The 19540-nt window shown below is 39.3% G+C and carries 20 protein-coding genes; 19 read left to right on the top strand and 1 reads right to left on the bottom strand.

Features of this window, described 5'->3' with window-relative positions; all coding sequences use genetic code 11:
• Positions 1 to 256 precede the first annotated feature (256 nt).
• The 19 genes from ELQ35_RS01435 (at position 257) to ELQ35_RS01345 (ending at position 16524) form a co-directional block, all read left to right on the top strand.
• Complete coding sequence (locus ELQ35_RS01435; protein ID WP_126863067.1) at positions 257 to 1156, top strand: fumarylacetoacetate hydrolase family protein; 900 nt, start codon at positions 257 to 259, stop codon at positions 1154 to 1156.
• A gap of 187 nt (positions 1157 to 1343) precedes the next feature.
• The gene (locus tag ELQ35_RS01430) at positions 1344 to 2018 is read left to right on the top strand and encodes a GntR family transcriptional regulator (protein ID WP_185861607.1); all 675 of its coding nucleotides are present in this window, start codon (positions 1344 to 1346) and stop codon (positions 2016 to 2018) included.
• Between the two features lie 56 nt (positions 2019 to 2074).
• Positions 2075 to 3289 carry a CaiB/BaiF CoA transferase family protein gene (locus ELQ35_RS01425; protein ID WP_246025932.1) on the top strand — a complete coding sequence of 405 codons (1215 nt, stop codon included), beginning with the start codon at positions 2075 to 2077 and terminating at the stop codon, positions 3287 to 3289.
• Between the two features lie 197 nt (positions 3290 to 3486).
• On the top strand, positions 3487 to 4698 hold the full coding sequence (locus tag ELQ35_RS01420; RefSeq protein ID WP_126863065.1) for a CaiB/BaiF CoA transferase family protein: 1212 nt from the start codon (positions 3487 to 3489) through the stop codon (positions 4696 to 4698).
• Between the two features lie 79 nt (positions 4699 to 4777).
• On the top strand, positions 4778 to 5773 hold the full coding sequence (locus tag ELQ35_RS01415; protein WP_126863064.1) for a C-terminal binding protein: 996 nt from the start codon (positions 4778 to 4780) through the stop codon (positions 5771 to 5773).
• Between the two features lie 238 nt (positions 5774 to 6011).
• Positions 6012 to 7100: an amidohydrolase family protein gene (locus ELQ35_RS01410; protein WP_126863063.1), complete on the top strand. Its 1089-nt coding sequence runs from the start codon at positions 6012 to 6014 to the stop codon at positions 7098 to 7100.
• Between the two features lie 19 nt (positions 7101 to 7119).
• Positions 7120 to 7515 carry a Rieske (2Fe-2S) protein gene (locus ELQ35_RS01405; protein ID WP_126863062.1) on the top strand — a complete coding sequence of 132 codons (396 nt, stop codon included), beginning with the start codon at positions 7120 to 7122 and terminating at the stop codon, positions 7513 to 7515.
• 93 nt (positions 7516 to 7608) lie between these two features.
• Positions 7609 to 8922 (top strand): MFS transporter, encoded by a 1314-nt coding sequence (locus ELQ35_RS01400; protein WP_126863061.1) that lies wholly within the window; start codon positions 7609 to 7611, stop codon positions 8920 to 8922.
• A gap of 46 nt (positions 8923 to 8968) precedes the next feature.
• Positions 8969 to 9757 (top strand): cyclase family protein, encoded by a 789-nt coding sequence (locus ELQ35_RS01395; protein ID WP_126863060.1) that lies wholly within the window; start codon positions 8969 to 8971, stop codon positions 9755 to 9757.
• Positions 9758 to 9837: 80 nt separating this feature from the next.
• Positions 9838 to 10629 carry an SDR family NAD(P)-dependent oxidoreductase gene (locus ELQ35_RS01390; RefSeq protein WP_126863059.1) on the top strand — a complete coding sequence of 264 codons (792 nt, stop codon included), beginning with the start codon at positions 9838 to 9840 and terminating at the stop codon, positions 10627 to 10629.
• A 41-nt stretch (positions 10630 to 10670) separates the two neighbouring features.
• The gene (locus ELQ35_RS01385; RefSeq protein ID WP_126863058.1) at positions 10671 to 11621 is read left to right on the top strand and encodes a U32 family peptidase; all 951 of its coding nucleotides are present in this window, start codon (positions 10671 to 10673) and stop codon (positions 11619 to 11621) included.
• Between the two features lie 103 nt (positions 11622 to 11724).
• Positions 11725 to 12384, top strand: a complete 660-nt coding sequence (locus ELQ35_RS01380) for a cyclase family protein (protein WP_126863057.1) — start codon at positions 11725 to 11727, stop codon at positions 12382 to 12384.
• Between the two features lie 20 nt (positions 12385 to 12404).
• Entirely contained in the window at positions 12405 to 13382 is a 978-nt protein-coding gene (locus ELQ35_RS01375) for an NAD-dependent epimerase/dehydratase family protein (protein WP_126863056.1), read from the top strand.
• 152 nt (positions 13383 to 13534) lie between these two features.
• Positions 13535 to 14347 (top strand): enoyl-CoA hydratase, encoded by an 813-nt coding sequence (locus ELQ35_RS01370; protein ID WP_126863055.1) that lies wholly within the window; start codon positions 13535 to 13537, stop codon positions 14345 to 14347.
• Between the two features lie 334 nt (positions 14348 to 14681).
• The gene (locus ELQ35_RS01365; RefSeq protein WP_126863054.1) at positions 14682 to 14957 is read left to right on the top strand and encodes a hypothetical protein; all 276 of its coding nucleotides are present in this window, start codon (positions 14682 to 14684) and stop codon (positions 14955 to 14957) included.
• A 133-nt stretch (positions 14958 to 15090) separates the two neighbouring features.
• Positions 15091 to 15396 (top strand): hypothetical protein, encoded by a 306-nt coding sequence (locus ELQ35_RS01360; RefSeq protein WP_126863053.1) that lies wholly within the window; start codon positions 15091 to 15093, stop codon positions 15394 to 15396.
• Complete coding sequence (locus tag ELQ35_RS01355) at positions 15339 to 15818, top strand: DNA/RNA non-specific endonuclease (protein ID WP_126863165.1); 480 nt, start codon at positions 15339 to 15341, stop codon at positions 15816 to 15818. The genes ELQ35_RS01360 and ELQ35_RS01355 overlap by 58 nt, the downstream gene beginning before the upstream one ends.
• Positions 15819 to 15823: 5 nt before the next feature.
• Complete coding sequence (locus tag ELQ35_RS01350; RefSeq protein ID WP_126863052.1) at positions 15824 to 16315, top strand: antitoxin YezG family protein; 492 nt, start codon at positions 15824 to 15826, stop codon at positions 16313 to 16315.
• A 62-nt stretch (positions 16316 to 16377) separates the two neighbouring features.
• Positions 16378 to 16524 (top strand): immunity protein YezG family protein, encoded by a 147-nt coding sequence (locus ELQ35_RS01345; protein WP_246025931.1) that lies wholly within the window; start codon positions 16378 to 16380, stop codon positions 16522 to 16524.
• Positions 16525 to 16731: 207 nt separating this feature from the next.
• Here ELQ35_RS01345 and ELQ35_RS01340 read toward each other — a convergent pair whose 3' ends face one another.
• A complete protein-coding gene (locus ELQ35_RS01340) occupies positions 16732 to 19239 on the bottom strand; it encodes an NEW3 domain-containing protein (RefSeq protein ID WP_126863051.1) in 2508 nt (835 codons plus the stop codon).
• Between the last annotated feature and the right edge of the window lie 301 nt (positions 19240 to 19540).

The following is a 19540-nucleotide window of genomic DNA, read 5'->3' as shown; positions in this document are numbered from 1 at the left end:
GCAATAAATAAAAAAATAATATTGACAATGTTCAGAATAATTTGTATACTTCTTATATAAATTGGATGCAGGGTGCAGGGTGCGGGATGCAGAGTTAAAATAAAAGTTAAGAATTATAAATGCTTACTAAATTATTAAACCCATTTATTAAAACCGTAAGATCAACTAATATCCACTGTTTTTTTTTATCAATGAGACATGAACAACTTATATTGCAGGAACATAGTTTTATAAAAAGTAAATTGGAGGCTTGTTAATGAGAATAATCAGGTATTTAGATGAAAAAAAATCCTTGATGGCGGCAGTCACAAAAGAGGAAAATATCTATAACCTTCCATTTAGTGACTTTCTTGAGTTGGTTTATTATTCGAGGGAAAGAAAACAATCAATTTTAGCAGTAGTAGAGGAGTCGGTTAATCAAGCAATACCCTTAAATAAGCGTTTGGTAGACTTAAAATTACTTGTGCCCATAGAAGCTAAGGAAGTTTGGGCATGTGGTGTTACATATGAAAGGAGTAAAGAAGCTAGGAATTACGAAGCAACAGGTGGTAAATTAGATGCTGCAACCTTTTATGATAAAGTTTACGATGCAGAAAGGCCAGAGATCTTCTTTAAATCAACAGGAGATCGTACAGTGGGAACCGAACAAGACGTGTATTTAAGAAGTGACTCTAATTGGCAGATTCCTGAACCGGAACTTGGACTGATCCTGGATAAGAAAGGTGTCATACTGGGCTATACAATCGGAAATGACATGAGTTGTCGTGATATTGAAGGGGAGAATCCTCTTTATTTACCACAGGCGAAGATATGGAAAAACTCTTGTTCTATAGGTCCTGCAATCCTTTTGGCTGAGAGCGTGGAAGATCCGTATCAATTGGAAATCCATTGTTGTATCTATCGCAGGGAAGAAAAAGTATTTGAGGGATCTGCCAAGGTCAATCAGCTAAAGCGTAAATTCGATGAGCTTGTTAGCTTTCTAGTCAGAGATAATATCGTATTTGATGGGACTGTTCTATTAACAGGTACATGCGTTGTGCCACCGAATGAATTCACTCTTAATGAAGGCGATCGCATTGAAATTGACATACCAGGAATAGGAACACTGAATAATCCTGTTAAGAGCCTAGTTGGTAAATCAGTAACATTATTATAGAGTTTTCTTTTTCAATCGGGATAAGGACTTATCTTTAAATAAAGTTTACATGCAAAAAAGCTTAAATACTCTAATCCGGTTCGTGTTGAATAGGGAAAAACCCTTTTTTTACCATGCATTGGATGCAGGGTGCAGGATGCGGACTCAAAAAAGTATGAACAAACTAACTATGAAAGCAGGCAAAAGAGTGAAAAAAATAAACCAGAATCAGCCGCTCCATCAACAAACATATGAAGCCATTAAAGATGCAATATTAAAGGGAGAAATTCCAGCTGGTTCCAAAATTGTCGCTACGCAACTAGCTGAGCAATTTAACGTAAGTAGAACACCTCTTAGAGAAGCAGTGAGACAGTTAACGAATGAAGGATTGCTGGTCAATAATCACATGGGAACAAATGTGATTTCTTTGGATCAGCAGGATTATGAAGAATTACTTCACTGTCGACTTGTATTAGAAAAAGAAATTATTAGATTAGTAGTTTCTCATATTACTGCTGAGGAGCTATTAGAAGCTGAAAAATTTATCGAACTGTCACAGGAAGCATTTATAACAAAACAAAATTTAATGGTGCTCCAATACACGACTAGATTCCATGAAATCTTAATACGCGCATGTCCAAATAAAAGATTAGTTCAGCTTATCGATGAAGTCCGGTCTTTATTATTAATATACAGGGCTAATATCCTTCAATATAATGACTTTAATATTGAAATTGTAGATGAACATAGAGACATTTTAAATGCTATAAAAGAAAAAGACGTGGAGAAGGCTATTAAAAAAATTGAAGATCATTTATTAAAAGATTTGAGCAGAGGGAAAGAGATTCTTAATATGGATTTTTTCGAAAAGGTTTCAGATTAATAATAAATTACTTTCATCTTCACAGACTCTTTAGATAAACTTCAGGAGGTGTTTACGTGTTTCCATTGGATGGAATGAAAGTGCTTGATTTAACTCGCGTAATGGCGGGACCCTATTGCACGATGATATTAGGAGATCTAGGGGCGGATGTAATTAAAATCGAAAGAGAAAAGACCGGCGATGATACAAGAAGTATGGGACCATTTGTAAATGGTGAAAGCGCTTGTTTTATGATGATTAATCGAAACAAAAAAAGCATGACTCTTGATCTCAAATCAGAAAAAGGGAAAAATATCTTTCTGGAATTAGCAAAAAAAGCAGATGTCATTGTTGAAAATTTCCGGCCGGGAGTAGTAAAAAAACTAGGGATTGATTATGAGACGGTAAAAGCGTTAAATGAAGGAATTATTTATTGTTCCATTTCGGGGTATGGTCAAACAGGACCGTATAGTAACAAAGGTGGATATGATATTATGGCACAGGGAATGTCGGGACTTATGAGTATGACCGGTGAACCAAATGGCCACCCCGTAAAAGTAGGAATTTCAATAAATGATATTTCAGCAGGAGTAACAGCTGTTTATTCTATTATGGCTGCATTCATCCAAAAGCTAAAAAGCAGCCGTGGCCAGTTCATAGACGTTTCACTTGTAGAGTCTGGATTAGCTTGGAGTGTTTGGGAATCAGCCGGTTATTTTGGAGAGGGAATTGTTCCAAATAGAACGGGGTCCCGTCATCGTGTTTCAGCGCCTTATCAAGCGTACAGAACGAAAGGTGGATATGTTCTTATTGGCGGAGCGAACCAACGCAGTTGGGAAAAATTTTGCCAGAAGGTTGTAAATCGGCCCGAATGGATAGATGATCCAAAATATAAAACACCAAAAGATCGAATTGAAAATGTTGATGACTTGGAAAGATGTATTGAAGAAGTATTAGTCAAGAAAACCACTCAGTATTGGGTAGATAGACTGGATGACGCGGGAGTCCCAGGAGGCCCAATATACACCTACGATGAAACCCTCAATGATCCTCACATTCTGGAAAGAGGTATGGTTCAAGAGTTTGACCATCCAGTTGCAGGTAAATTAAAAACGCTAGGAATTCCAAGCAAGTTATCGGAAACGCCCGGAAAAATTAGAAAACCTGCTCCTTTACTAGGCCAGCATACCGAAGAAATATTACGAGAAGAACTCTTATTGTCCGAAGAAGATATACAACAATTGCTAGAAGAAAACATTATCTCAAAGGAGCCCTTATCTATTCAGAAATAAGGAACACTGTCGTTCAATATAGAGAAGGTCGTTTATCAGCAAACTATTTCACCCATTATTGCTTTGATAAGGGAGTGATTTCGCAGGCGCAAAGGATTGTTTGGAAATGGCAACAAAAAAGCAAACAAAATCTAAAATAGCCCATATCACTTTTTGCATAATTAAAATTGAAAAAAATAAGTATTGGAGGGATTCATGTGAAGCCACTGAACGGGATAAGAGTAATTGATTTATCTCGTATACTGAGCGGCCCATACTGCACAATGACTCTGGCTGACATGGGTGCTGAAGTGATTAAAGTTGAATCACCAGCCGGGGATGATACACGTAATTGGGGGCCTCCTTTTATTAAGTGTGAAAGCGCTTACTACCTTAGTGTAAATCGAAATAAAAAAAGCATTGTTCTTAACTTAAAAACCGAAGAAGGAAAAGAGATTCTCCTAAACCTGATAAAAAAGGCAGATGTAGTTGTAGAAAACTTTAGGCCGGGCACTCTTGATAGATTAAAAATAGGCTATGAAACGTTGAAAAAGATAAACCCAAAAATCATATTAGCATCAATTTCAGGTTATGGACAGACAGGGCCATATTCGAAAAAACCAGGGTACGACATTATCGCCCAGGGGATTGGCGGTTTAACTAGTGTTACGGGGGAGCCCGATAAGCCTCCCGTCAAAGTCGGCTTTTCGGTTGCGGATATTGGAGCAGGTATGTGGGCTGTAGTTGGAATACAAAATGCATTGATAGCCCGTGAAAAGACTGGAGAAGGGCAACGGGTAGATGTCTCTTTGTTAGACACGATGATATCTTGGCAAACTTACTTAGCCAGTAATTACTTCGCAAGCGGTAAAAACCCTGAACCGCAAGGAGGAGCACACCCTAATATTGTACCATATCAATTATTTGAATCGTCTGATGGCTTTTTTAACGTGGCTGTTGCTACTGAAAATCACTGGGAAAAATTTTGTGAAGTTATAGGTGCATCTGATTTAAAGGACAATTCTAAATATAGCAATAATGCTAACCGGGTAATAAATCGTGAACGGTTGATTCCATACTTGCAAGATATTTTTCATACTAAGACAACGAAAGAATGGATTGCTATTATTGAAAGCACTGGAATTCCGTGTGGCCCTGTCCTCCGGTTTAATGAAATTTATGAAGACCCGCATGTTTTAGCTAGAGAACAGGTGGTGGAAGTAGAGCACCCCACAGCTGGAAAAATAAAAATGACGGGACTTCCTGTTAAATTATCAGCAACACCTGGGGAAATTGTTTCTGCTCCTCCCTTATTTGGAGAGAATACAAGAGAAGTACTATCAACCCTTGGCGGTTTATCAAATGATGCTATATCAGATTTAGAAGAAAAAGGAGTTATCAAGCTGGGTTCTGTGCCCGCAGAGATATAAATCAAATTACTACGAGCAGCTGATTTAATAAAAATTATCTATAGGAAAACAAAACTATGAGAATAGGAGGATCTTAACGATGGATCGTTTTAAAGTTGTGTTGACTGATTATGAATTTGAAGATTTCCGATTTGAAGAAAAGGTTTTTAAAAGCTCAGGGCTTAATATAAATTTTGTTAAAGCTCAGTGTAAAACGGAAGAGGAAGTAATTCAAATAGGAAAAGATGCAGATGCACTATTAAACCAATATGCGCCTGTTGGGGAAAAAGTGATCAATGAATTAGAAAAATGCAAAGTCATTTCGCGATATGGAGTCGGCGTAAATACCATAGATGTGCAAGCATCTACAAATAAAGGTATTTTTGTCTCGAATGTTCCGGATTACGGCGTTGAAGAAGTGTCGAATCATGCTCTTGCTCTGCTCCTAAGCTCGGCAAGGAAAATTACTCAATTAAACGCTCACATTAAATCAGGGCAATGGGATTTTAAATTAGCAACTCCAATCTATCGGTTTTCGAAACAAACATTAGGGGTTCTTGGCTTTGGACGGATTCCACGTGTTTTAGTAAAAAAGGCACAACCTCTTGGTTTTCAAATCCTAGTACACGATCCCTTTGTTCCGGAAGACGATATTAGACAAATGGGTGCTAAGCCCGTTCCATTTGAGGAACTATTAACGGCATCCGATTTTATTTCTATTCATGTTCCTCTCGTTGAGAGTACAAAACATTTAATTAATAAACATACGATACGGCTAATGAAAAAGAATGCAGTCATTATAAACACGGCAAGGGGACCGATTATAAATGAAAATGATTTAGCTGATGCGTTGAAAAACAGACAAATAGCTGGTGCAGCTCTTGATGTTGCAGAGGAAGAGCCAATTCCAAAAGATAGTCCCTTGTTAACGATGAGCAATGTCATATTAACCCCTCATAGTTCATGGTATTCCGAAGAAGCGATGGAGGAATTAAGAACGAAAACAGCCCAGAATGTTATAGAGGTCTTAAGCGGTAAAAAGCCTACTTATTTTGTAAACAAAGAGCTTGAGAAATTGAGTTCAGTAGTTAAATAGGATTAGGAACTTTACAGAGTCTTAGTCTTCACTTCATCGTTTTATATATCCAAACAACCAACGGAAAGGAGTCCAATTTTTTTCAAAGTTAAAAGTCAATTTTTATTCCCGCTATTGTGTATCCGTGAATTTTAGTTTCCAAGAAAAATAAGGTAAGTAAATTGAATTTACTGATTGTTGAATTTTAATTATACAAAATCTGTTAAGATAAATCAACTATTCTCAAGGAGGTTTCATTATGACCCAAAATCAAGCGGTAAAACTCGAAAATAAGAACAGGAAACGAACAGGTATTATTGACTGCGATGTACATGTCTCGCCTTTTGATAATGATGAGATTAAAAAGTACATGAAACAACCGTTCCGTGATGCCTTTCGTTTCTGGGGAAGAGGGATTTTTGATAATCCATTCACTGAGGTCCGCCCTGACGCAAAACCGCCTACAGGAGGACCGATCGGATCAGATCCTGAATTTTTAAGGGAACAGCTGATCGACTCCTACGGAACTGAACATGCGATATTGCATCCATGGATATACGCGGATTATTATGCGGATCCCGACTTGAAGGCGGCGATTTGTTCCGCTTACAACGACTGGCTCAATGATACATGGTTAAGTAAATACAATCATGACGGTGTGTTTAAGGCTTCCATCGTTATCTCTCATCAAGATCCGAGTTTGGCTGTCAAGGAAATCGAACGCTGGGCCGGACATCCTCATTTCGTCCAGGTCCTTGCAGATGCCGGGGCACGTGCACCTTTCGGCCAAAGGCATTATTGGCCTATCTACGAAGCCTGTCAACGGCATGGACTTCCATTTGCCTACCATCCGGGAAGTGACGGTTTAGGGTCGAATACTCCATTTACACCGGGATTCCCAACCCACTTCATCGAATGGGGCACGACGCTTGTGTGTGGGTTCATTTCTCACCTGGTCAGTTTGCTGACTGAAGGCGTATTCGAGCGTTATCCCGGATTAAAGGTTGTATCCCTGGAAGGCGGCTCAGCTTGGCTACCAGCGATATTATGGAGATTGGATTCGCATTACAAGTCATTCCGTTTTGAAGTTCCTTGGGTCAAGAAGCTCCCGAGTCTGTATATTCGCGATCATGTCCGGTTTGGAAGCCAGCCTCTTGAAAAACCGGACGATGACAAACATTTACTGTATTTCTTGGAAATGATGGATGCGGAAAACATCATGATGTTCACCAGCGACTACCCGCATTACGATACCGATCACCCGAGAGAAATGTTTCCGAGAAACATTCCGGAACAAATGAAAAACAAGATTTTGTATGAAAATGCCAGAGAGTTTTACAGATTTTAAGAAAAGGAGATTTGCTACGATGGGAAAACATGTCGTCTGTAAAGTGTCTGAACTTCCTCCAGGAGAACGCAAAATTGTTACGCTGGAGCGCCGTTCCATCGGTATATTCAATATTGAAAACTCTTACTATGCACTGAAAAATGTTTGCCCACACTATAAGGCCCCTCTTTGTAAGGGAGTAGTGACAGGCATGACTCTTCCTTCCAAACCGAAGGAATTCAATTGGGGCAGAGAAGGAGAAATACTGCGCTGTCCTTGGCATGGATGGGAATTTGATATTAAAACTGGAAAATCCATTTTTGATCCTCACAAGTGCTTTGTCAAATCGTATGAAGTGACGGTGGAAGAGGAATCGGAAAGCGTCGAAACCTTTGAGGTCACTGTGGAGTTGGGTGCGGTAGTCGTTCATATTTAACTCTGGTGTCCGTTACCGGAGCAGAGGCCCATTCTTACAAATAAAAAGAAATGTCTATTTTTAGACCACTTATCACGAATTGGAGGTATCAATATGAGTAATGTGACCCTTACGCTTGAGAAACGAACCGTTCAAAAAGTAACGAAAAGAGTCATTCCGTTTATTTCCCTGTTGTTCATTATTGCCTTTATAGATCGGGTTAACTTAAGTTATGCGGCATTAGATATGAACGAAGACCTGGGTATAACGAGCGAAACCTTTGGTTTCATTGCGGGAATATTCTTTTTTGGTTACTTTCTTTTCGAAGTACCGAGTAATATTATGCTGCATAAATTTGGTGCGAGCAAGTGGCTTGCGCGCATATTGATCTCCTGGGGACTTATTGTCGTGTTAATGAGTTGGGTACAAAATGAAACTCACCTATACATTCTGCGGTTTTTGTTGGGAGTCGCAGAAGCAGGGTTCTTTCCAGGTATTGTTCTGTATATAACATACTGGTTTCGTGCCAGAGAGCAAGCTCGTGCGTATGCTCTTTTCTATATTGCTCTGCCAGTATCGTATATCATAGGTGCACCTGTATCCACTTGGATCATGGATACTATCCATTGGTTGGGTTGGGAAGGATGGCGTTGGATGTTTTTCTTAGAGGGGATTCCCGCAATTCTATTGGGAATTGTGACCTTCTTTTATCTAACCGACAAACCCGCAAAGGCGAAATGGTTGACACAGGAAGAAAAAGATTGGCTGGAAACAGAGTTGGAAGCAGAAAGAAAGTTGAAAAGCCAACCCGAAAAACATTCCATCCTGCAAGTAATGCGAAACAGGAAGATTTTACTCTTGGCAATGGTTTATGTCACGATCAATGTGGGTTCATATGGGATTGGATTTTGGATGCCTCAGATCGTAAATGACTTTTCCGATCAGATGAGCAATACCCAAGTTGGATTGATTACAATGATTCCATATATTATTGCGGCAGTGGTCATGGTCTATTGGGGTCTTCATTCGGATAAAACTCAAGAAAGGCGTTGGCATACAGCGATTCCACCGGTGATTGGGGCGATAGGTCTGAGTGGGTGTGCAATGGTGATCGACCCAGTCGCTTCTCTTTTATTGCTAAGTGTGGCCACGGCTGGGATTTTCAGCTTTTTCTCCCCCTTTTGGTCATACACCAATGGATTTTTAACGGATTCCACCGCACCTGTAGGCATTGCTTTTATTAATTCTGTTGGCAATATTGGAGGTTTCATTGGGCCTTACGCGATGGGCTTCACGGTCTCCATGACAGGCAGTCCCCAGAGCGGATTAATTTTCATGGGCTGTTCACTGATTGTATGTACTTGCTTGGTGCTAGTTCTGCGAAAACAGCATACCCGGGTGGAAACCGATATAAAAATGAAAGCGTGAAATTAATTGGACAGAGAAGGAAGATAATAAACTAGGAGGAAAGCAGATGACTAAGTGGATCGATTTAACTTTGCCTTTATACGATTATATGCCTGTGGGAAATGTATGGGCCTGGGATGTACCTTTCCAAACGGAACCGATTACGAAGGATTCGCATAATGGCTACGAACTCACTAAAATTACCATGTTTTCAGAGACAGGTACAAGGTTAATGATTCGCGCCATGCAGGATCCTGATGCTCCAAAAGTCCATGAACTGCCACTTGATTCGTTAATGATGAGGGACGCTGTTATAGTTGACTTGCCTGTTGAAGCTGATCATGAAGTAACTGCATTGGATATCGACAAGGGATTTGAGAGAGCGGAGATTAAGATGAATGATGCTATCTTGCTCCGGACGGGCTGGGGTGACAATGAGAGTTGGGTAGAGTTAGGAGATGACTATGCCCGAACAGCCCCGCATGTTTCCAAGGGAGGAGCCGAGAGGTTAGTTGAGGTTATGAAAGATTTTCATTCCGATTTAGTAGGTACAGATATGCCATATTTAGGTGGCGGGAGAAAATTTCAACTGCCAGAATGGGCTTCAAAACCTTCTTGGGAAAGAAACCCTTTTCCATCTGTAGAAGCGAGGCGTTACTTAGCAAACTATACGACAGAAAAAGCATATGAAGATTTTCCTTCTCCAAATATATTAAATTCAGCTGATGTCATGTATATTGGCGCGATGTGTAATCTGGGTGAAATTTCTGAAAAACGAATAAAGTTATCTGTATTGCCTTTAAAAATTCAAGGTGCGCGTGGAGCGACTTGCAGAGCAGTGGCTCTTCAAGAATAATTTCGGTGAATTGCCATATGAAATACCTGGCTTTTACTATAACAATGTTGATCTCATAAATTTTATGAGGAGGCTTTTATATGTCGAGTTATGAAAATAAAGTTGCTATCGTTACAGGCGGTTCAAGTGGAATAGGTAAAGAGACGGTGCGAAAGTTTGCAGAAAAAGGGACTTCAGTAGCCATTGTAGATAATAACCACGATACCGCCAACAAAACAGCTGAAGAAATGATAAAGAAAACAGGAAACCACAATATTATCGGTATTCAGACAGATGTCTCTAAAAGTCTGGAAGTTGAAAGAATGGTGAATCAAGTAACTCAATCATTTAACCGAATCGATTATTTGATCAATTCTGCAGCTATAAGGGCTTCTGGAAACGCTATCACTTTAGATGAGGAAGCCTGGGACAATGTAATAAACGTAAATTTAAAAGGCATGTTCCTAACTTCTAAATATTGTTTACCAAAAATGATTGAGTCAGGGGAGGGCGGGGCAATTGTTCATATCTCTTCTGTCCAATCCTTCGCTTCTCAAAAAAATGTTGTTGCTTACACAACGTCTAAAGGTGGCATTAATGCCTTAACAAGGGCTATGGCTGTAGATCATGCTGCAGAAAACATTCGGATAAATGCCGTCTGCCCCGGTACAATCTTCACACCATCTTTGATTAAATCAGCAGATCGATTCGAAGGAGAAAAAACCCTTAAGGAATGGGGGGAATCTCATCCTCTAGGCCGGTTAGGTGAAAGCAATGAAGTAGCTGACTTTATTGTTTATCTTTGTAGTAATAATGCAAGTTTTATGACTGGTGGAGTGTATACAGTTGATGGTGGACTATTGGCTAAATTACCTGTTGAACTACCTGAATGATACCAAATAGCAATAAATATTTTGAACAGGGGTGTTAAACATTGATTGAATCAAAAAAACTATTAAAGTCATTAGTTTACCCTGATGGTGACCTTTATTCTCTGCCATCATCCAATAAACGCTTTCCTGATGGAGCTCAATATCGTATTGAGCTTCCTAGCGTAGAAGGGCCACGAGCGCTAGAAGCGACCTTTGAAGAAATTGACCGTTACAGAATCACCGTCCATCGCGTGTCGCAAGGCAGTGGAATTATGTTACAAACGGATGAGGAAATTAGGGAAATGTGTGCAATGTGTGCGAATAGAAAGATGGAACTAAGCCTTTTTGTGGGACCCCGTGGCACATGGGATATAGGGGCCCAGCCATTAACTCCTGCTGGTAAAGCCATTGCATTACGCCATGAGGGTGCTGATCAACTAGTATATGCCATGGAAGAATTAAAACGAGGTGCAAACTTGGGATTACGCGGAGCTTTGGTGGCTGATGAAGGACTGCTGTTATTAACGAAAGAAATGAAACAGCAGGGTGACCTTCCACAGGATTTTGTGGTAAAGGTTTCAGTACAAATGATGGCTGCCAATCCAGTATCCGTTAAATTAATGCAAGATTTAGGAGCGGACACTTACAATGTCCCGACTGCCCTAACTTTACCCAAACTAGCAGCTATTCGTCAAACGATCGATATCCCTATTGATCTCTATGTTGAAGTACCGGATAACTTTGGAGGCTTTATACGTTACTACGAGATCCCAGAACTTATTCGTATCTTAGCTCCGGTTTATATTAAATTTGGACTTCGCAATCACCCTGATGTTTATCCCTCGGGGACGCATTTAGAATCGACTAATATTGCGTTGTGTAAAGAACGGGTTCGAAGAGCAGCCCTAGGTATTCAAATGATCGATCGATATTATCCGGAAGCTGAAACATCGAAGTTAGGAGCAAAGGGATTAGGAATTCCACAAATTAGTGAAAAAGTGAAGGTCAATTAAAAATTGAACATTGTTTATTAATCTGTTTCATTGAAAAAAGTTGTTAAAAACTTGTGTTTGATAATTAATTTATAGGTCTTTCCTTAAGGAGGCTAGAACGATTATGTTTATAGATTTATCTATGACAATAAAAAATCATTGGAGATGGAAAATAGATCAAGAACTTCATCATGATTTTGAACAGGGGGATGACTTTAGAACCTCTATTTTTAAGATGGGTGCCCACGCGTTCACACATGTTGATACCCCACTACACTGTAAACCAGATAGTATAACCCTAGGGGAAATTGAGGTAGATGCATATAGCGGGTCTGCTGCAGTAGTGAATATTTCTTATAAAAAAGCAGATCAACCTATTACAGTGGAGGATTTGCTGGAAAACGGAAAACATATACAAGATAACGATATTATAATTCTCAAAACTTGTTGGGATGATTACTATAGCCCTTATAGTAAGGAATATTGGACTGAGTCACCATACGTAACCGAGGGAGCAGCAAAATGGTTAAGAGATAAAAAACCGAGAGTAGTAGGTTTCGATTTTCCACAAGATTATAATTTAAAGCTTGTAAACCAGGGAAGCAATTGGAAGCTAGAAGAGTTAACTTCGCATGAATATTTATTAAATAATGATATCTTGCATATAGAATATATGTGTAATATGTCAAAAATTAAGAAAGATCGTATTGAATTAATTTGTTTACCCTTAAAATTAGAAGGTTTTGAAGGCGGACCTGCCAGGGTTATAGCGATAGAAAAGTAACTTTATGAGGAGGAAATTCTATGGCAATATTAGTAACAGGAGGTCTTGGACACGTTGGGTCTTGGACAGCATATAACTTAGCAAAGCAAGGAAACAAAGTAATTATATATGATCCAGCTGTAAAACATTTTGATAGCTTAGGGCTTGAATTTTTGCAAGAAGTAAAAGATAACCTTATTTTTGAAGATGGAGATATTTTAGATTTTCAAACAACATGTGATGTTTTGAATAAATACAGAGATAGTATAGAAGGGATAATCCATACTGCTGCATTGATTGGAGTCCCAGAGTTTACTGATCGACCTTATCGTAATGTATCGCTAAATACTTTTGGTACACTTAATATGCTGGAGGTTGCCAGAATATTTGGTATTAAGAAATTCGTTTATACAAGCTCTGGTGCGGTTTATGGTGATACAGCAGGTGTTTTGCACGAAGATACACCATATAAAGCTACAGATTTATATGGGTCTACAAAAATTTCGGGTGAACTTTTTTCACTGCAATATGGGGATGCATTTGATATGGATGTTAGAATTGCACGTGTATACTTTATTTATGGACCGGGCAAGATGCCCTCTGGAATGTATCCACTCTACAAAGGTCTTTTCGGACCTTTGGAAGGAGTTTTTAATTACATTGGTGAATCAGGCTCTGATACCGAGATAGATTTCACGCATGTTTGGGATGTTGCACAAGGTGTAAACAAAGTGTACCGGCAGGAAAAAGTTGAAAATAAGGTATTTAATATTTCTAGTGGTATTAAAGTAAGTTTAGGTGAGGTTGTGCAGATTGTTAAAGAAATATTAGGAGTAGATACAGGTGTTTATCTAGGACCTGGGTTTGGATTAAAACGTGGTGCACCACTTGATATCGGCCGAGCACGTATGGTGCTAGGATACGAACCAGAGTTTCCTGAAATCGCAGATGGAATACGTAATTATCTAGAGTGGATTAATAAAAACAAATCTAAAGTAAATGAAATGCATAAGGTTTAAATTATATAATCGCTACAATAAGAGCGATTTCATGCTGCATTTCACTGATACAGTATATAGTATTAAAATCAATGAGAAGTAATCGAGCGAAGAGTTAATCTCTCTTCTCGATTAATCGTTTTTTAAAACTATCTTTTTAGGAGAGATAAGAGATGAACATGTCCGTTAAAAATACTGGCGATGTTGGGCGCGTTATTCTCGAACGTTTTGGTGCCGTTGCCCAGTTAACCCTTTCAAGGCCAAGTGCCCTGAATGCGATATCCTGGGAGATGTATGAACAATTAGAGAAACATTTAACTACTCTAGCAGATGACACTACGACTCGTGTATTAGTTATACGCGGTGGAGGGGATAAGGCTTTTGCCGCCGGAACTGATATTAATCAGTTTAAAGATTTTACCGGTCAAGACGGTCTAGATTATGAAAGTAAGATGGATCGTATTATCAATAAATTGGCTAACTTTCCGAAACCAACAATTGCTGCGATTCATGGGTACGCAATTGGAGGTGGGATGATTATATCAACTGCTTGTGACCTGCGTTACGCTACACCAAAGGCTCGGTTCGGAGCCCCTATGGCTCGGACACTCGGCAACTGCCTCAGTCTTGCTAACTACCAAAGACTGGTACAGGAACTCGGCTCCATGCGTACCAAAGAATTGCTATATACTTCCCGAGTCATTTCTGCCGAAGAAGCCTTTTCAATTGGCTTTTTAACAGCCATTTTTGATGAGGAAGATATTTTCCAAAAAGTGCTTGATATTGCCAGTCAAATTAGCAAAAACGCCCCACTTACGGTCGGTGCGACGAAAGAAGCACTTTGTCGTCTCAACAAGTATAATGGTTTAAATATTTCTGAACAAGAATTTGATGATGTTGTGTCTGAGGTATATGGAAGCAAGGATTTCGCTGAAGGAGTTTCGGCCTATTTGGAGAAACGTTCTCCGGTCTGGCGGGGAGAATAAAAACAAAAAACCAAATCAAGGAATCTGATTTCAATAGTGCTATTTTGGTAGGACGTCTCCCCTGTAACTGTTGGTGCAGTTAAACTTGTTGGGAGGCTTCCTCTTTTCTTTTTCCAGAATGACTCCAGGACATTACACTCGTTAACTCCTTATAATTGTGATCACCAGTTCCTGCTTAATTATATTTTTATAAAAAAGCAAAACCAAGCCGCCTCAACATACAGAAAAGCGGCTTGGTTTTATTGTTAGAACGACTACATGTCCGCCATCTTCCACGTAAGGTTTGGCATGTCCATGTTCCATCCGGTACTAGTGAAAGGATCAGGAAAAGCATTTGAAGGCAATTATAAAATTAAGAGTTAAGAAAAAGGGTCTTTTCCAGATCGCACGCGCCACCGGACTACCGGCTCCATCCACTATTTTGGTAACAGCAAAGGACATGATCGTAAGCGGGGAGTTATACCAGAATCTGTTTGCCAGCTTGTACCGCGTCGGGGTAGGTTACACCTGTGGAGCTATTTTGGGCATCGTCATCGGATTAATTCTCGGTTTTTCCAGATGGGCAGATGTGATTGTGACACCGAGTTTATTCCAACTATCCCATTCCTAAAATTGCGCTTTTGCCTTGGTCAATAAAAAGCTCTTGGGAATTCTTCCCCAAGGGCTTTTTAATTATTATGCTTCATGAGTGTTGATTATCCAGAATTAGACGGGAGTATAGCAATGTCTATGCGAAAGCCAAAGTGGAAGAAGCTCAGCTGATACTGAAGGACTTAGGGAAGAAAGTCGGGAAAGTGGAAGTACCTGTTGGGGTTCGGGTGTTTGAAGCTGTAGGGCCGGGCTTAAACACTAAGATCATCGAGGTCGAGAAGAAATCGATTAGTGATATTAAGCAGGAGTTTTCGTTGAAGAGTGTGGAGGCTGGTAAGCCTTCGGCGGGTGAAGAATTTACTGGAAATGCATCTCAGGGAGCTGTTAAAACCAATGAAAAATTACTACTGTTGAGTACGGACAACATTATACAAAACAAGGAAGAAGAGAGGTCCTAAAACCTAATATTAAATATATAACAGAAGTAGGTTACACTTATACTACTGACAGTGTCGGTCGTATTTCAACGGTTGAAGGTAAATTAGAATTAGGAAAAGCAAAAAGAAATATTCATGCGCAAAAGGTTGCAGGAAGAGAAGACCGCTTAATAACTGATGATGGAGGACATTTAATTGCAAGTATTTTTAAAGGTTCAGGTGGACTTGATAATCTAGTACCTATGGATTCAAATTTGAATAGGGGAGCATTTAAAACGCTTGAAAATGCATGGAGTAAAGCGTTAAAACAAGGACAAGAAGTATACGTAAAAGTAAGACCTGTTTTTAGGGGTGATTCACAAAGACCTATACGCTTTATGATAGATTCTACAATAGATGGAGAAGTTTTTACTAAAGTATTTCAAAACAGATCTGGAGGTTAATTAAAGTGGATACACAGATAACGGAAGAAATTTTTCAGAAGGCTGCTCAAATTATGAATGAAATGATTCCGGAAGAATGGGAAAAGATTTATTTATATGCACAAATAAGTGAAGACCATGGGACAGTATTCTTTTATTACTTTCCTGTAGGGGGGAATAAGCCAGTTTACAGTTTAAATGTCCCTAAAAGTTTTAATTTAGATGAGGACGAATTTATAAACTTAAGAACTGAGTTAGATGATTGTTTTTTTGAATTATGGGAGGAAATTCGAGGAAGTGATCAAGAACAATGGACATGCCTTACCTTCATTTTAGAGAACACAGGAAACTTTAAAATAGAGTACGGGTATGAGGATTTGACTGAAAACGATCCAATTGAAACTCAAGTTATTTGGGAATATAAAACACTTGGCATTATTCCGGAAAACGGAAGTTATAAAAAGTCTTTATTTGATATATATATGAAAAATTTAGAAAACGGAGAAGAAAAAAGATAGTGGGGAGTTGACTTTGGTAAATCAGATGGATGAAACTAGATTAGGGATTATTTATCAAGCAATTGATTGATTACAATTATGACGATCTTTCTGAGGCTGATCCACACGAGCAGCAAATCATATGGGAACATAAATATCTCGGACTTATCCCCCAAGATGAGGACGATATAATGTTTTTAGAAGAATACCTAAACAAATACGAAAGATAAATCGTTAAAACAGTGAAGAAAAACAAATAAACAAGTAAACTAATAAAGGGGTCAGACCCCCACTCCTTTAAACATCGACTTATTGAAAAATCAAGATAAAAATCCTTAAGAACGTTAGAATAAGTACGAAAAAACAAGCCACTCTTAATTATAGAAAAGTGGCTTGTTTTTGTTGTTAGGTTTGGATAGAACAAATAATGGAATCTGTCACCTCGCACCATAACTAATCAAATTGGTAAAGATTCGATATCCTCCCGGTACCTGGCCTTGGATTTGGCGGTAGAAGACCAGGTTTGTGTATAGATAGGTTCCTTTGCCGTAGTTAGCCATTAGGATGCCGCCGTTGAAAGGTTCTTCGTTCGGATCTCCCATGCTTACGAATGTTTCGAAGCGGTCATCCCACTCCATTGGATAGTAAAGTCCTCTTTCTTGAACCCATTGATCCCAGTCTTTATCCGTGATTTTATTCGGATAGTTAAATAGCGGGGATTCGGGTTTCAGTACGGTGACTTTTGCGTTTTCATCGGTTACTCTCCAGCGGATTGATGGTTCTCCAATTTTTAACTTGTATGGAGCGGTAGTTGCCGGGTCCCATTTGTCGCCTGGTTTATGGTATTGAACGACTAAATGTCCGCCATCTTCCACGTATTTCAGCAAGCGTGCATTGTTTTTCAGTAAGTCCTCACGTGATAAGTATGCACGGATTCCTGTTACAATCGTATCGTACTGGCTTAGATCACCCGTTGCGAGATCGGCTTCTGTCAGTTTGCTAATGTCAAAACCTGTATTTACAAAAGCATCCGCTACTTTATCAAATCCACTGTCGATGTAGCCGATTTTTAATTTGTCCGGTTTGAGAAGTACAAAGGCAGCTACATTCAGCTCTGCTGGATACTGGTAATAGAAAGTTCCGATATGGTCATAGGAAATTTCCTGAATGGTTGAATCAAGGGTCTTCTCATTTACCATTGCTGTAGCCCCTATCTTGAAATCTCCGGCTTGAATATTTCTCGGAGGCTTCAGTTTGAAGGTTACCGATTTTTCCTCTAATTGCTTTCCAAAATCGATGGCCGCTTTTTGTGGAACGCTTTCCCATCCTTTTGGCGTGTTTAAAGTTACGTTAGCATGCGTTTTGCCTTCTTGATAGTTTGTGACCTTTACAGTAACAGGAATTTCCTCCTGGACGTCTTCCGTGTTCACCACTATATCTTCAGGGGATAGGGTGATGCCAACTTCTGGAAGAACCGCAACTGTTCCTTCTAATTCCTGGGTGTGTTCGGTTGTTGTTCCACTCGATTTATAACTCACCTGTGCCTGCATAACAGCATCCTTATAAGCGTGGTAAATATCCGCACTTTTCGGGACTTTGACCTGGTAGGTCATTTGTTTGATTTCTCCAGGAGCAAGTGACTTTGATTTGTCTGTGGTGGTAATTTTCCAATTCTTTGGAGCTGCTAAAGAAACATCTGTATTTTTTAGCTTTTGTTTGCCATTGTTTTCAAGAGTAACCTGGACTGTTGTTTTTTGTCCTTCTGTAAGAACGTTGGATGCTGCTTTTGCAGTTACCTTCAGTTTTGAGGACACGAAGCTTACTGTTTGTAATTGTTGTTGCTTTAAGGAAAGTTTATGAAGTAAATCTGCTTCCAGTTGCCGATCCAATTTGGCTTTTTTTGTTTTCTTTACTAGTTTTTGAACGTCTTTCAATGCATGTAGGGTTTGTGCAAATACTTTATCGTTATTTGGATAAGCTGCAATAATCGAGTTTAAATCTTGTTGGAGTTTCGTTAATTGCTTTTTTAAGGATTTTTCCTTTGTTGGAAGGACATTCCCCCATTCTGTAAAGTTATATGGAACACCTGCGAATAGGTCCTTGCTGCCTTCTGTGTTTATAGCACTATTAAGTAATTCAAGGTGAATTTGTCTTGGGGCCGCAGGGATGTCTGAACCCATGCCCTGGCTTTTATGCATATAACGGGATTGCTCGCCTAATTGTGGATATGTCATCTTGTAAACCGGATCGTACATCCCGATTTCGATGGAAGCCGTTGCCGTTTCTTTGGATGCTGCAGGCAAATACAGCTTTTTAACCTGCCAGGTAGTCAGGCCTTCTTTTAATTGTTTCGGATATACATTTGGATCTGCCGCATCCTTAAAGGCGCGTTCACTTAGAATTTCCATAGCGCGATGGTGTCCATGCTGGGTATGGTCGTTTCTAAATGATGGCATGACAATATCAGGCTGATACGTACGGATAAACCTGATCAGGCGTTCGTAAGTAAGGTCTTCTCCCCACTTGGCCAATGTTTCTTGAGGGGTTTTCGAGAAACCGAAGTCATAGATTGGATCAGATGTCGTTTGGCTTAGATGGTAAGCTTTCACACCGGTAATCTTGGCTGCTTCAATCATTTCCCTTGACCGGATGATTCCGAGCCCATTATCTAATTCATTTCCAATTTCATTCTGACCGCCTTCACCGCGGTTCGCGATAAGGCTTGAAGTGGTGACCCCAAGTCCTCTTGATAAATAGGCAAGAAAATCACTTCTCTCATCATCAGGATGTGCTCCTGTATTTAAGAAAGTGACTGTTGTTTCAAGAGGTTTCACAGCATTCCATAAGTCCGCATCGTGCGTCCGTGATTCTGAAGCGTTTCCGCTGATCGGCAACAAAGACACAACTAAAAGAAGAGCAAGTATAGAAACTAGAAACTTTTTCAATCTTGTAACCCCTTTCGTTTTTGAAGTAAAAACGTAAGATCAGAGACAATCCTTTCGATCTGGGTATTTAGTAGTTAGTTAGTTTACCTAACTAACTGTAGATAAAAAACCCATAACTAATGAATAACATGTATAAATAAAATTGTAAATACTTTTAATGTTCTGACTATATTTGTATTTTTCATAAATAATCTTCTGTTTAGAATAATATAAATATTCTAAAAAGTGTATTGCAAACGTTTTCCAATTACGTTATATTAGCGCTAGTTAATTAGTAAATCTAACTAACCAATATTGTTAA

Source organism: Peribacillus cavernae (assembly GCF_003989135.1).
GTDB classification, from domain to species: domain Bacteria; phylum Bacillota; class Bacilli; order Bacillales; family DSM-1321; genus Peribacillus; species Peribacillus cavernae.
Note: the sequence above shows the minus strand (reverse complement) of the source record. Positions and strands in the feature narration are given on the sequence as shown.